This is a genomic window from Pseudomonas marvdashtae, from assembly GCF_014268655.2.
In the GTDB taxonomy this organism is placed as follows: Bacteria; Pseudomonadota; Gammaproteobacteria; order Pseudomonadales; family Pseudomonadaceae; genus Aquipseudomonas; species Aquipseudomonas marvdashtae.
The window spans coordinates 2,860,271-2,874,428 of the sequence record NZ_JABWQX020000001.1 but is presented as its reverse complement, the minus strand read 5'-3'; the positions used below and the strand labels follow the sequence as shown (position 1 = coordinate 2,874,428).

Sequence of the window (14,158 nt, the reverse complement as noted above, 5' to 3'; positions counted from 1 at the left end):
TTCCAGCAAGGATCAGCACTGTTTTTCCGTCGTGGCGTCCGCTCATGCTGGGCGTCGCCGCTACCGTGGCGTGCCTGGCGCTGATGGCCGGGTGTGCCCGGCAACCCAGCGCGGCCGACGCCCGGACGGAGCCTGCGACCTTTGATGATTACACGCAGGCATCACGGGCATGGATCGAGGAACGGCGGGTGTTCCAGACTGCCAACCGCAGCGATGAACTTGCCTGGAACGCGCCTTACGAAGTGCGCCCCGACGGGCCGTCCAGCAAAGCTATCCTCCTGTTGCATGGCCTGGGGGATTCACCCTGGTCTTTCGTCGACATCGCCCAGGATCTCTCGGAGCAAGGCTTCGTTGTGCGCGTTGCGTTGTTGCCGGGGCACGGCACCCAGCCGGCTGACTTGATCGACGTGCAGCTGGAACAGTGGCAACAGTTGGTCGAAGAGCAAGTTGCTCTGCTGCGCAAGGATTATCCGGACGTTTACCTGGGCGGTTTCTCAACCGGCGCCAATCTTGCGCTGGCATACGCCATCAACGACCCGGACATCAGGGGCCTCGTGCTGTTTTCGCCGGCCTTTCGATCGAGCGAATCCTATGACTGGGCCACGCCCTGGCTGGCGCATTTCAAGACCTGGATATTGGCCCCCGACAACACCCGGCCACAACAATCGGCGGTGCGCTACCACAACGTCCCCACCAACGGCTTCGCCCAGTTCTACCGCAGCAGCGTCGCGGTTCGTCGGCTCATCGAACACCAAGACTTCGACCGTCCCGTGGCCATTGTCCTGACTGAGCAGGATTCAGTGGTCGACGTGCGCTACGTGCGGGAACTGTTCAAACACCGATTTACCCATTCCTCCAGCCGGTTGATCTGGTATGGGCAGGCGGCGCCGGCCGACAACAGCGGCGCCCCCCACGATTCACGCGTCCTGACGCGTACCGACCGCATCGCCGACGAACGAATCAGCCAGTTCTCCCACATGGGCATTCTGTTCTCGCCAACGAACCCGCTCTACGGTCGTTCCGGCACCCTGCGGTTCTGCCGCAACAGCCGCAACGCCGACGAAGTGGCCCGGTGCGAAGCGGGGGAAGAGGTCTGGTATTCGGATTGGGGTTACAGCGAGCCGGGTAAAATCCATGCGCGGCTGACCTACAACCCTTATTTCCAGTGGCAATCGGGGGTGATTCGTCAGGTGTTGGCGGTGGCTGAGTAAGGCGCCTTGTTCTCCACCAGGCAATTGCCACCATCCACCACCATGGTTTCACCGGTGTTGACTTGATGAGTACGCAGCGGTGTCAGTCACCACTGACGAGTATGGCAGCGAAAAAGAGCTGCATCGGGCAGCCGCTATTGCGGCCACTGTTCCAGCAGGATCGAGACAAATTTCTCCGCAGCGGGGGACAGCGATGCGCCCCGTCGATAGACCAGGCCCAGCGATCGATTCACCACCGGCTCAATCAGCGGCACGCTGACCAAGGTTGGATGGTCGCCGGCAGGCATTGCCAGGCTTGGCATCGCCGACACCCCAAGGCCCGCCTCGACCAGACCCAGCGAGGTGGACAGGTGCTGCACTTCATAAAACCACTGCGGACGCCAGCTCAGGCCGGACAAGGCGTGGTCGAGCAGCATGCGGTTACCGCTCAGGCGTCCCACGCCGATCAGTCGATAGTCGCTGAGTTCAGACCAGGTCACGGCGCTGCGTCCAGCCAGCTCATGGTCGCGCCGACAGGCCAAGACAAAGGGTTCGTTGACCAGTGGCACGAACTCGATATCCGGGTGTTGGCCGCTCATCATATTGATGCCGAAATCGGCTTCGCCGCGCAGGACCGCTTCCAGTCCTTCATTGGCGCTGAGATCCAGCAGGCGGATACGGATCTTGGGGTAGCGTTCGTTGTAGAGACGGATCACCGACGGCAGGAAATAGAATGCTGCCGTCGGGATGCAGGCCAAGGTCACCCGGCCGATCTGCCGTTCAGCCAGTTCGCGGATGTTGAGAATCGAATCGTCGAAATCGTCCAGCAAACGCCGGGCCTTGGGCAGGAAGTCACGGCCGACGCTCGTCAGGCTGACCTTGCGGGTGGTGCGATCGAGCAGTGCGGTGCCCAGGCCTTCCTCGAGTTTTTTCATCCGTCGGCTCAGGGCCGGTTGCGACAGATGCAGCGCATCGGCAGCTTCGTGGAAACTTCCGAGTTCGGCGATTTTCACGAAAGATCGTATGTCCTGAAGCTCATATTCCATGTTTTTACCTCGGCGGAGAGGGGCTGCGCGATGCCAATTATCGTAAGGTAATTCATTTGTGAAACGCAATAATCTCTACGATCTTTGCATTGGAAACACTTTTTAAACCCTGCCACTCTTGTGTCCAGAACATCAATTATCCAGATTGATCAACAAGAGTTAATGTTCATGAAACGAATTCCTTGTGTGCTGATGCGCGGCGGTACGTCAAAAGGCCCGGTGTTTCTCGCCTGGGATTTGCCGGTCGCCATCGCCGAACGTGACGAGCTGCTGATCAACCTGATGGGTTCCGGTCACGAACTGGAAATCGACGGCATCGGCGGCGGCAGCCCACAGACCAGCAAAGTCGCGATTGTCAGCCCATCGCTGCATCCCGAAGCAGACGTGGATTATTTGTTCGTCCAAGTCATGGTTTCCCAGCGCCGGGTCGACACCGCGCCCAACTGCGGCAACATGCTCTGCGCCGTCGGCCCGTTCGCCATCGAGCAGGGGCTTGTCAAGGCTACCGGCGACCTGACCCGGGTGCGTATTCGCAACCTCAATACCGGGACGTTCGTGAATTCCGACGTGCACACCCCCCGAGGCAAGGTCAGCTATGAAGGCGACACCGCCATCGACGGCGTGCCCGGCACCGCCGCTCCGGTGCAACTGACCTTTCTCGACGCTGCAGGCAGCAAGACGGGGAAACTCTTCCCGACCGGGCAACCCCTGGACATGATCGACGGCATTGCGGTGACCTGCATCGACATGGCGATGCCGATGCTGATCGTCGAGGCCAGCCACCTGGGCAAGCGCGGTGACGAAAGCCCCGCTGAACTGGACGCTGACAAGGCATTCATGCAGCGCCTGGAATCCTTGCGGCTCAAAGCCGGCCTGGCGATGGGCCTGGGTGATGTCAGCGACAAGGTGATTCCCAAGCCGGTCCTGGTGTCGCCGGCCTCGTCTGGCGGGACCCTCCAGGTGCGCTACTTCATGCCCCACAACTGTCATCGCGCCTTGGCGATCACCGGCTCCATCGGTATCGCGACGGCTTGCGTGACCGACGGCAGCGTCGCGGCCAACCTGATCGGTGGCGTCAGCGAGCCGCGTCTGCAGCAGGTTCGCATCGAGCACCCCAGCGGTGGCATCGATGTCGTGTTGTCCTACACCGGTGAAAAGGGTGAGACCATTCGCGCGTCGGTGGTACGTACCGCGCGCAGGCTTTTCTCAGGTTTCGTCTACGCCAAGGTTTCCCGGCGCATGGCCGGATAGCCAGGCAGACCTCGTCATTGCATCAGCGACTCAATAACAACAAGAGATCTGACATATGCTCGCTTTACTTGGCTTGGCCATGGTGGTGGTCTTCACCTTCCTGATAATGACCAAACGGCTGTCGCCCATCGTCGCCCTGACGGTGGTGCCGATCGTCTTTGCGGTGCTTGGCGGCTTTGGCGGGACCACCGGCAAGATGATGCTGGATGGCCTGAAGATGGTCGCACCGTCGGCGGCACTGCTGTTGTTCGCGATCCTGTTTTTCGGCCTGATGATCGACGCCGGCCTGTTCGATCCGCTGATCCGCAAGATTCTCAAACGGGTCAATGGCGACCCGATGAAGATCGCCGTGGGCACTGCGCTGCTGTCGCTGTTGGTGGCGCTGGACGGTGACGGCACGACCACCTACATGATCACCTGTGCCGCGATGCTGCCGCTGTACAAACGCATCGGCATGAACCCGATGATCCTGGCGACCGTGTCCATGCTCTCCTTGAGCATCATGAGCGGCATGACCCCTTGGGGCGGCCCGGCGACCCGTGCCATCGCAGCGCTGGGCCTGGATGCCGGTGAGTACTTCGTGCCGTTGCTGCCGACCATGATCGGTGGGGCCGCATGGGTGGTGTTCACGGCATTCCTGTTGGGCCGTGCCGAGCGCAAGCGCATCGGCAACGTCCAGCTGCAAAGCGGCGGCGGTAACTGCTACATCAACGCGATCATGGAAGACACGCCACACAAGCGCCCGAAACTGGCCTACGTCAATCTGCTGTTGGTGATCGCGGTGATGGTCGCGCTGGTGATGGGGATCATGCACTCGGCGATCCTGTTCCTGATCGGTTTCGTCCTGGCGCTGATGATCAACTATCCGCAACTGGATATTCAGAAGGAGCGCATCCTCGCTCATTCGGGCAACGCCATGACCGTGGTCTTGCTGGTGTTCGCGGCGGGCATCTTTGCCGGGATCTTCTCCGGGACGAAAATGGTCGATGCGCTGGCGCAGACCCTGGTCGACTGGATTCCGCCGTCCTGGGGCCATCTGTTCCCGCTGGTGGTGGCAATTACCAGCATGCCGCTGACCTTCGTATTGTCCAACGATGCCTACTACTTCGGCGTCGTGCCGATCCTCGCCAACGCTGCCGCGGCTTACGGCATTCATCCGGTGGAAATCGCCCGGGCTTCCATTCTCGGCCAGCCGGTGCACCTGATGAGTCCGTTGGTGGCCTCGACGCTGTTGCTGGTGGGCATGGTCGACCGCGATCTCGGCGATTTCCAGAAAGCCACGATCAAATGGGCGGTGCTCACTTCCCTGGTGATTACCGCACTGGCGCTGCTGACCGGGGCGCTGACGCTGTTTTCCTGATTCACCCTCGCACCCTCTATTGCTTGCCTGACGCTCCCGCCCGCGGGAGTGCGCTGGCGTGCGTGCCTAATAACAACAATGAGAAAGTCGACATGAGTATTTACCTGACCCGCAGGGCTTTGTTTCCATTCTTTGGCCTGTTGCCGCTGGCCACGGCCAACGCCGAAGGATTCATCGACGACAGCAAGCTGAAGTTGCAACTGCGCAACGTCTACTTCAACGAAAACTTTCGCGATGAGCACGGCATGAGCGCACGGTCGGCGAGGACCGCAAAGAGTGAACGGACCGAATGGGCCCAGGGGTTTCTATTGGATTACCAGTCCGGCTACACGCCAGGCATTCTCGGTTTTGGCGTCGATGCCCTCGGCCTGCTCGGGGTCAAGCTCGACTCTGGGCGTGGCCACAGCGGCACCGGGCTGCTACCGGTGCATGACGACGGCCGCGCCGCCGATGAGTTTGCCAGCGCGGGCATGACCGCCAAGGCCCGTGTCGCCAAGACCACGGTCAAATACGGCACCTTATTGCCGAAGAATCCGGTGCTGATCTACAACGATGCGCGCCTGTTGCCCCAGACCTACCAGGGGACCCAGGTCAGCAGCAACGACATTGACAACCTCACCCTCACCGGCGGGCACCTGGAGCGTTTCAAACTGCGGGACTCAAGCGACAGCATGCCGATCGTGCCCGACGGCTATGGCGGCGACCAGTCAGGCGACTTCAGTTATGCCGGCGGCGACTACAAGCTGGGTAAAACTGTCCGCTTGAGCTACTTCTACGGCGAGCTGGAAAACTTCTACCGGCAGAACTTTGCTGGCATCCAACATGACTTGCCGCTGGGCGCCGGCGTGCTGACCAGCGACCTGCGCTACTTCAACAGTGCCGATTCGGGCTCAGCCTACGGCGGTAAAGTCGATAACGACATGCTCAGCGGTCTGCTGTCGTACGCCGTCTCCGGCCACACACTCAGCGCCGGCTATCAAAGGCTCAGCGGGGAAGGGGGCTTGCCTTACATCAGCGGCGCCACCGTCTATTCCTTCAGCAACGCCGGGATCGGCAAATTCATCGAAGAAGACGAAAAGACCTGGATGCTCGGTTACGGCTACGATTTCGCTCGCCTCGGCGTGCCCGGCCTGACGTTTTCCACCCGTTACCTCAGCGGCAACGATGGCAAGTCCAACACCGCCGTGAAGGAATGGGAGCGTGACGCAGAAATTGCCTATGTGGTGCAGCAAGGCAACTTCAAGGGGCTGGGCGTGAAACTGCGCAACTATGTCTATCGCTCGGATTTTTCACGGGGACGCGATAGCAACCGTCTCTACCTCACTTATGATGTGGCGCTTTGGTAGTTTCATGACCGCTACCGCGCCCTTGGCAGTGCGTCGATGCTTCGTGCAAATGGGCAACCGGATCCATTTCTGACAGGAATGTCAGGAAGCGGTCAGCCTCCAGACACCTTTGCTGTCTAGACTCTGTAGGTTGCCCCCGTTTCCGCAGAGGAATTACTTGATGCGTCTGCTCATTGTCGAGGACGAAGAAAAGACGTCCTCCTACGTCCATCGCGGCTTGAGTGAGCTCGGCTACATTGTCGATGTCGCCACCAATGGCATCGATGGCCTGCACTATGCGCTGGAGATGGATTACGACGTGGTGATCCTCGACGTGATGCTGCCAGGCAAGGACGGCTACGGCGTGCTGCAAGGGCTGCGCCTGCAAAAGAAAACCCCGGTGATCATGTTGTCGGCCAGGGGCACGGTGGATGATCGTGTCCGCGGACTGCGAGAGGGCGCCGATGACTACCTGGCCAAACCATTTTCCTTTGCCGAGCTGGTAGCGCGCGTCCAGGCCTTGATCCGACGTCGCGCCGATGACAGCGCCGACCCGACGCACTTGCGCATCGACGATCTGGAAGTCGACCTGCAAGCGCGCAAGGTAACGCGTGGCGGCTTGCGGCTGGACCTGACGGCCAAGGAGTTCTGCCTGTTGAGCCTGCTGGCACGGCACCAGGGCGAAATTCTTTCCAAGTTGATGATTGCCGAACAGGTCTGGGACATGAACTTCGACAGCGACGCCAATGTGGTCGAGGTCGCGATCAAGCGCGTGCGCGCCAAGGTTGACGCGCCGTATCCGCGCAAGCTGCTGCACACCGTCCGGGGCATGGGCTATGTGTTGGAGAGTCGTGAGGCCTGCGACAGGCAAGTCGGCGCGCAGTGATGAAAGGATCGATAGCCAAGCGGCTTGCCCTGATGTTTGCCCTCGCGGTCACGCTCATCACCGCCGTGAGCGCGACGCTGTTGCGCTGTTCCTTGAAGCAATCGCTTGAAGACCAGATGCAAAACGAACTGACCCTGCGCCACTCCGTACTCGACCCCGTGCTCGCGAAATATGATTCGCCGGAATTCTGGGTAGGCTTGCGCCAGAAGCTCGATGGCCTGACGCCCGCGGACGAGCGGGTGCGTTATTGGGTCCTGGGCGACAACCCGGCCTACAGTTATGGCGGCGCGATGCCGGACGGCCAGGATTGGTCCAAGCGCCCGGATGGTTTTTCCACCGTCGAGGTACCTGGCCGGGATCGGCCCATGATGCTGATGGTCGAGACCATCGCGGCCATGGGCAGCCGACCGGAGGTGCGCTTTATCGTCGGGCTCGATTCAACGCCGTTCATGAAGACCCTGGACAATTTCACCAAGACCCTGGTCCTGACCTCGGCGCTGGGCGTCGTGCTGGTCGCGCTGCTGGGCTACTGGATCGCGCGTTTCGGCCTGGGGCCGGTCAGGCGCCTGAGCCGCCAGGCCAACAGCCTGCCGCCGGGGGATTCGAAGCAGCGACTGGACACCGAGGCGCTGCCAGGGGAATTGCAGGAATTGGCCGTGTCATTCAATGGTGCCCTGGCGCGCCAGGAAGCAGCCTGGTGCCAGCTCGAAGGGTTCAACGCCAACGTCGCCCATGAACTGCGAACGCCGCTGACCAACCTGATCGGCCAGACGCAGGTCGCGTTGGCCCACGGGCGGGACGTCAACGAGCTTCAGGATCTGTTGCAGTCCAATCTCGAAGAGCTGGAACGGATGGGCACCATCGTCAACGACATGCTGTTCCTGGCAGGTGCCGAAAGCGGGCAACGGGCAACCGAACTCAGCGATGTCTCGCTGAATGAAGAGGCGTTGAAGACGGTGGAGTATCTGGAGCCGGTCCTGCACGACAAGCAGCTGAGCGTGGTGATCCAGGGCGACATGCAGGTGTGTATCGACCGACGCCTGTTCCATCGCTCCCTGGCCAATTTGATTCAGAACGCGGCGCGCTACGCGGTGCCGACCAGCACCATCACGGTGAGTCTGGTCAGCCATGGCATGCAGGCTGAAGTGAGCGTTTCCAACGCCGGCGAGCCGATTGACAACGTGCACCTGGAGCGCTTGTTCGAGCGTTTCTATCGGGCCGACGCCGCCCGGGCGCGAAGTGATGCGCATCATGGCCTGGGGCTTTCCATCGTGCGGGCGGTGGCCTCCATGCACGGCGGCCGTGTGTTCGCCTACAGCAAGAACGGCCTCAATACCTTCGGTTTTTCCCTGACGAGCCAGGCGGCGCGTTAGTCGCCGCCAAACGATCGGCTTGGCGCTGTTGCAGTCAGCGCAAGCCGACGTTTCTCCCTCGCCGGCGCTTGACATGTTCCTGTCAGGCGCCAGTCACCTTGACGTCAGCGTCCCCCTCCTAGAGTGCTACCACCATCCCGGTAAAGGCAGTCGCGGAGTCCATCATGAATATCCAGCACCTATCGATCGTCAGCCTGCTGGCGGTCATCTCCTTGAGCGGTTCACCTCTCTTCGCCAAAGAACAAGCGCAACCACCGGCCTACGAGTACGGCATGCCGCTGGACGTCGCCCAGGCCATTCGTATCGAGGCACCGCAATCGCCGGTGTGCGAAGTGGTGCCGGCAAAAATGACCTACGTGGATACGCACGGCGAAATCCGCCAGGTGAGTTTTCTGCAACTGGCTGATGCGTGCGCCATCCAGTGAGCGCCGGCCGTGTCGGTTAATCCTTTAAATAGAGAGCACTCAACCATGTGGAATACAACAACAAGCTTTTGCGCAATCGACTCAAAAAACCGCACAAGTCCGCTGATGAGACTGGCCCGGACGCTGGCCGCCGGCGTTGCGCTGCTCAGCGTCATGAGCATCGAGGCTTCGGCACGAGTTGCCCCGAAACCCGACTGGTCGACCAACGACATGCCATCCCAGAAGGGCCGGATCGTACTGATCACCGGCGGCACCAGCGGCATGGGTTACGAGGATGCGCTGGCGCTGGCGCGCGCCGGTGCCGAAGTGATTATTGCGGCGCGCAATCCAGAACGCGGCGCCGAGGCCATCGCCCGGATCCAACAGGCGGTGCCCGACGCCAAGGTGCAGTTCGAGGCCGTGGACCTGGCTAACCTTTCATCCGTGCGCGGCCTGGCCCAGCGCCTTAACCAGAAGCTGCCGCGCCTCGACGTGCTGATCAACAATGCCGCCATCATGGCGCCGCCCGAACGCGGCACTTCGGCAGACGGTTACGAACTCCAGTTGGCGACCAATTACCTGGGCCATTTCGCATTGACCGGCCTGCTAGTGCCGCTCTTGCGTCAAAGCGAGGACGCCCGTGTGATAAGCCTTTCAAGCATTGCAGCGGCGCGCGGTACGGTGAACTTCGATGACCTTCAGGCCGAGCAGAAGTACGACCCCTATGTGACTTACGCGCAGTCGAAACTGGCGATCCTGCATTGGTCCTTTGCGTTGCAACGGCGCAGTGATGCCCAGAAGTGGGGAATTCGCAGCATTGCCGCGCACCCAGGCGTTGCGGTCACCGAGTTGATTGCGCGGGGTCCGGGTCTCAACAGCGAGTTCGGCCAGCGCTGGGCAAAGGACCGCGACGTGTACCACTCAGCCGCGCAAGGGGCGTTGCCCACGCTGTATGCCGCCACGGCGCCGCAGACCGTGGGCGGGGCTTATTACGGCCCGACTGGGGACGAGGAGAAACGCGGTCCGCTGGGCTTCGCCAAGACGCCCGTCGCGGCGACCAACGTAGCGGATGCCGAGCGGCTTTGGGCGGTCTCCGAACGGTTGACCGGCGTTATCTATCCCTGATGCCGCCTCGGACACGGTCTCGTTCCGTGCCCACCCCTCTGGTCCGTAGCTGTTTTTTGGAGTTCCCATGCGTACGCCTTCCTATCTGCATCGGCTGAGCCTCGCCCTAAATGCTCGCGACGGTGAACTGCGCCCGGCGCTGTGCGGTTTTTTGCTGTTCCTGTGTCTGTTCACCGGTTATTTCATGCTGCGTCCGATCCGCGAGTCGATGGGCATCGCGGCGGGCGTGGAGAACCTGCAATGGTTGTTTACCGCTACTTTCGTAGCCATGCTGGTGGCCGTTCCTTTATTCGCCTGGCTCAGTGCCCGAGTGCCGCGCCTGCGCCTCATCGACTGGGTGTACGGCTTCTTCGGCTTCAACCTGCTGATGTTCGTCGAGGTCTTCCAGTTCCAGCCGGACAGTATCTGGTTGGCCAGGGTCTTTTACGTCTGGATTTCGGTCTACAACCTGTTCGTGGTGTCGGTGGCCTGGAGCTTGATGGCGGATGTCTTCGACAGCGAGCAGGCCAAGCGTTTATTCGCCTTCATCGCGGCGGGCGCCAGCATCGGCGGCCTGCTGGGGCCGGCCCTGAGTGCGCTGTTCATCGAGTCCATCGGTGCGTCAGGCTTGATGCTGCTGGCGGCCTTGCTGCTCGGTGTCACGCTGGTATTGAAGCGGGCGCTGATGAAATGGCGCGAAACGGGCGGCGCTGGCCGACCTGGCGCCGCGCCGACGCAAAGCCCGCGCCAGCCATTGCAGGGCAACCCGCTCAGTGGTTTGACGGCGGTGTTCCAGTCGCCATACCTGCTGGGGATCGCCGGGTTCGTGGTGCTGTTGGCGACGGTCAGCACCTTTCTCTATTTTGAGCAGGCACGCCTGGTGGCCGAGCTTTACCCGGACCGAGCCTCGCAAGTCCGCATCTTTGGCACCATCGACATCATTGTCCAGGCGGGCGCCTTGCTGTCCCAGCTGTTCATCACCGGTCGTATCGCGCCGAAGCTGGGGATCCGTGCGTTGTTGGCCATCGTGCCGTTGCTTATGTGCATCGGCTTCGTCGGTCTTGCATTGGCGCCTGGATTTGCGCTGCTTGCGACATTGATGATCGTGCGACGCATCGGCGAGTACGCGTTCGTGCGCCCGGGCAGGGAAATGCTCTTTGCGCCGTTGGATGCCGAGAGTAAATACAAGGCCAAGAATTTTATCGACACCGTGGTCTATCGTGCCGGCGACGCCATGAGTGGCTGGGCCAAGAGTCTTCTCGACATGCTGGGGCAGGGCGCCGGTATGGCCGCGATGGTGGGGGCGTGTTGCGCGTTGCTGTGGGGATACCTGGGCTGGCAACTGGGCCGGCAGGCCGACTATGCCGCTTCCCGGGAGCTGCGCTTGGCGGCGATTTCGGCCAGGGCATGAAGAACGTTTGTTGAACGTCCATCTCAACACAGCCTCTGACAGTAATGCAGGGCGAACGCACTTCGCCCATTCACGTTCGGAGGATAGGTTCACATGAAGATTCTAATGGTCCTCACATCTCACGATCAGTTGGGCGACACCGGCCAGAAGACCGGTTTCTGGCTGGAAGAATTTGCCGCGCCCTATTACGCGTTCGTCGACGCCAGGGCCACGGTTACGCTGGCTTCTCCAAAGGGCGGCCAACCGCCGCTGGACCCCAAGAGCGATGAAGCGGATGCCCAGACCGATGCGACTCGCCGCTTCGGTGCCGATACCAAGGCCCAAGCGGCATTGGCCAATACGCTGCCACTGGGCGAGGTCGACCCCTATGACTTCGATGCCGTGTTCTATCCAGGAGGCCACGGGCCCCTTTGGGATCTCGCTGAGAACACCGATTCCAAAACTCTCATCGAAGCCTTCTATGCCTCGAACAAACCCATCGCGGCGGTTTGTCATGCCCCTGGCGTGTTGAAGAACGTCAACGCACCGGATGGCCAACCCGTGGTAAAAGGCAAAAAAGTCACCGGGTTCACCAACTCAGAGGAAGAGGCGGTGGGGCTGACGCACGTGGTGCCGTTTCTGGTGGAGGACATGCTCAAGGCCAAGGGAGGCGAGTACGCCAAAGGCGCGGACTGGGCGAGCTATGTAGTCGAGGATGGGCACCTGATCACCGGTCAGAATCCTGCCTCCTCCGAAGCCGCTGCCGAGGCGCTGCTCAAGCGGCTGAAGCAGGAACAGACGGCCTGAGTCAGCGTCGCAACTGGCGGTTGCGGATTGCCCAGGCGGCTGGGCTCTAGGTCATTCGGCTAGCCGCCATTTGTTCACGACTGATTCGCAGCATTGCCTGTCAGCAGCAATCCGGAAGCCAATGCCCGGAAACTTTCGACGGCTTTTTCCGAAGCCGCCTCTGGATCCGCGGCATGTGCGATCCACAAGGAAGCGCCAAGCAGGGCACCCATGACCAGCCGCGCCGTTGCTTCGGTGTCGACCGCGCGGATCGTTCCCTCATCGATCAGCTTTTCCAGGCTGTGCTGGGTGCTGCGAATACACGCGTTCTGGCTCGGCCATTGCGATGGATCGCCCAGCACAGCCGGCCCATCGAGGAATACCAGGCGTTGGATTTCCGGCTCCAGGGACATCTTGATATAGGCGATGGATTCATCGATGAAGCCGTCCCAGGTCGTGCTCGCTTCGTCAATGATCACCGACAAGCGCGCCATCATCTCTTCGTCGATCTGGGCGATCACCGCCTGCAGCAAACCCTTTTTGTCTCCAAAGTGATGGTACAGCGCCCCACGGGTCAGGCCCGCTTGACCGGTCAGGTCATCCATCGAACTCTCCGCATATCCCTTCGCGGCAAATGCGTCTCGCGCAGCCTTGATCAGCTTGCCACGGGTCTCTGCAATCATGTCCGCACGCTTTTGCGCCATCGGTCGTTTCCTTGAAGAAAATTTAACATTCGCTGCGTATGTGAATTGACATACAAGGCGTATGTCGTATTGTGTCTGACATACGCGGCGTATGCAATTGGCCCTGTGGGCCGGTTTTCCGGCCCTGCGGCCCGCCATTCAGCACAGGATACCGACCAATGCGTGAACAGCGCGATTTCGAAGTTCCACTTCATCCCGCCGGTTTAGAAAAAACCATCGGATTTATCGTCAACCCGGTGGCCGGCATGGGGGGAGCTGTGGGATTGAAGGGCACCGATGGTGTCGAGGTGCTGCAGGAAGCGCGCCGCCGTGGTGCGCGGCCCGTCTCAAGCGAGCGGGCTTTGCTCGCGCTTCAGCGGCTGGCGGCTTCGGCGACGTCGTTCCGACTGGTGACCGGCTCTGGGGCGTTGGGCGAAGACGTCGCTCGGGCCGCCGGTCTCGACCCACTTGTCGTCTACGCGTCTCCACAGGGCGAGAGCCGGCCCGACGACACGCGAAACGCTGCGTTGGTCATGGCTTATACATCGGTTGACCTGCTGCTGTTTGCCGGTGGTGACGGCACGGCACGGGATGTGCTGAGCATCGTCGGGGACCGGCTGCCGATCCTCGGCATCCCCGCGGGTGTAAAGATGTATTCCGCCGTTTTCGGCACCACGGCGCAAAGCGCTGGAAATCTGGCTGCACGATTCATTGCCGCCCAACCTTCGGTACGCGTTCGCGACGCCGAGGTGATGGACATCGACGAGGCTGCAATGCGCAGCGATCAGCTCTCGGCGCGCCTTTATGGGTATGCGCGCAGCCCGCACGAGCGGCATTTGACGCAAAACGCCAAGTCAGGTTCCGTTGCCAATGAAGACATGGCGCTCGATGCCGTATCCCGGCAGGTTGTCAGGGAAATGAAACCCGGCTGCCTGTACCTGTTGGGACCGGGCACCACGACACGGCGGGTCACGGACAGACTCGGCCTGCCTTCGACGCTGCTGGGCGTAGACGCCATCATGGACGGGGCTCTGGTTGGCGCTGATCTCGATGAACATGGGTTGATCCGTCTGATGAAAGGGCGCGAAACCCACATCGTGGTTGGCGTCCTTGGCGGTCACGGCAGCCTGTTCGGCCGTGGCAATCAGCAGATCAGTGCCGAGATCATCCGCCGGGTAGGGCGTGAACGCATCATCGTCATCGCTTCAATGAACAAGCTGCTTTCCCTGGATTCCGGCTGCCTGCGGGTCGACACGGGTGACGCCGAAGTCGACGCCATGCTCAGCAGCCCTATACGCGTGCACACAGGACCTGACCGGTCCGTCTTCTTCAGGGTTCGCGCCTGATCATTTGTTTCATT

13 protein-coding genes are annotated in these 14,158 nt (G+C 61.1%); 11 read left to right on the top strand and 2 right to left on the bottom strand.

Annotated elements, in window-relative coordinates; all coding sequences use genetic code 11:
- The first annotated feature begins 44 nt into the window (after positions 1 to 44).
- The gene (locus HU742_RS12905) at positions 45 to 1,211 is read left to right on the top strand and encodes an alpha/beta hydrolase (protein ID WP_186642737.1); all 1,167 of its coding nucleotides are present in this window, start codon (positions 45 to 47) and stop codon (positions 1,209 to 1,211) included.
- Between the two features lie 134 nt (positions 1,212 to 1,345).
- On the opposite strand, the gene HU742_RS12900 is transcribed toward HU742_RS12905, so the two are convergent.
- On the bottom strand, positions 1,346 to 2,236 hold the full coding sequence (locus HU742_RS12900) for a LysR family transcriptional regulator (RefSeq protein ID WP_024777250.1): 891 nt from the start codon (positions 2,234 to 2,236) through the stop codon (positions 1,346 to 1,348).
- A 168-nt stretch (positions 2,237 to 2,404) separates the two neighbouring features.
- On the opposite strand from HU742_RS12900, the gene HU742_RS12895 reads away from it, so the two are divergent.
- From HU742_RS12895 to HU742_RS12855, 9 genes are all read left to right on the top strand, one after another.
- Complete coding sequence (locus HU742_RS12895) at positions 2,405 to 3,487, top strand: 4-oxalomesaconate tautomerase (RefSeq protein ID WP_186632526.1); 1,083 nt, start codon at positions 2,405 to 2,407, stop codon at positions 3,485 to 3,487.
- Positions 3,488 to 3,542: 55 nt separating this feature from the next.
- Positions 3,543 to 4,847, top strand: coding sequence for a CitMHS family transporter (locus HU742_RS12890; RefSeq protein ID WP_186642736.1), 1,305 nt, complete (start codon positions 3,543 to 3,545; stop codon positions 4,845 to 4,847).
- Between the two features lie 92 nt (positions 4,848 to 4,939).
- The gene (locus HU742_RS12885) at positions 4,940 to 6,193 is read left to right on the top strand and encodes an OprD family porin (protein ID WP_186642735.1); all 1,254 of its coding nucleotides are present in this window, start codon (positions 4,940 to 4,942) and stop codon (positions 6,191 to 6,193) included.
- A gap of 160 nt (positions 6,194 to 6,353) precedes the next feature.
- Positions 6,354 to 7,058, top strand: coding sequence for a heavy metal response regulator transcription factor (locus tag HU742_RS12880; RefSeq protein ID WP_186642734.1), 705 nt, complete (start codon positions 6,354 to 6,356; stop codon positions 7,056 to 7,058).
- Positions 7,058 to 8,431, top strand: a complete 1,374-nt coding sequence (locus HU742_RS12875; protein ID WP_186642733.1) for a heavy metal sensor histidine kinase — start codon at positions 7,058 to 7,060, stop codon at positions 8,429 to 8,431. Before HU742_RS12880 ends, HU742_RS12875 begins: the two co-directional genes overlap by 1 nt.
- Positions 8,432 to 8,595: 164 nt before the next feature.
- Positions 8,596 to 8,856: a DUF2790 domain-containing protein gene (locus HU742_RS12870; protein WP_186632512.1), complete on the top strand. Its 261-nt coding sequence runs from the start codon at positions 8,596 to 8,598 to the stop codon at positions 8,854 to 8,856.
- Between the two features lie 105 nt (positions 8,857 to 8,961).
- Positions 8,962 to 9,960 carry an oxidoreductase gene (locus HU742_RS12865; RefSeq protein ID WP_225923567.1) on the top strand — a complete coding sequence of 333 codons (999 nt, stop codon included), beginning with the start codon at positions 8,962 to 8,964 and terminating at the stop codon, positions 9,958 to 9,960.
- Between the two features lie 67 nt (positions 9,961 to 10,027).
- Positions 10,028 to 11,350: an NTP/NDP exchange transporter gene (locus HU742_RS12860; protein WP_186632506.1), complete on the top strand. Its 1,323-nt coding sequence runs from the start codon at positions 10,028 to 10,030 to the stop codon at positions 11,348 to 11,350.
- 93 nt (positions 11,351 to 11,443) lie between these two features.
- Positions 11,444 to 12,136, top strand: a complete 693-nt coding sequence (locus HU742_RS12855; RefSeq protein WP_186642731.1) for a type 1 glutamine amidotransferase domain-containing protein — start codon at positions 11,444 to 11,446, stop codon at positions 12,134 to 12,136.
- Positions 12,137 to 12,210: 74 nt separating this feature from the next.
- Here the strand turns inward: HU742_RS12855 and HU742_RS12850 are convergent, their stop codons facing one another.
- Entirely contained in the window at positions 12,211 to 12,819 is a 609-nt protein-coding gene (locus HU742_RS12850; protein WP_186632500.1) for a TetR/AcrR family transcriptional regulator, read from the bottom strand.
- A 158-nt stretch (positions 12,820 to 12,977) separates the two neighbouring features.
- Here HU742_RS12850 and HU742_RS12845 point away from each other — a divergent pair, with 158 nt between their 5' ends.
- Complete coding sequence (locus HU742_RS12845; protein WP_186642730.1) at positions 12,978 to 14,144, top strand: ATP-NAD kinase family protein; 1,167 nt, start codon at positions 12,978 to 12,980, stop codon at positions 14,142 to 14,144.
- Positions 14,145 to 14,158: the final 14 nt, after the last annotated feature.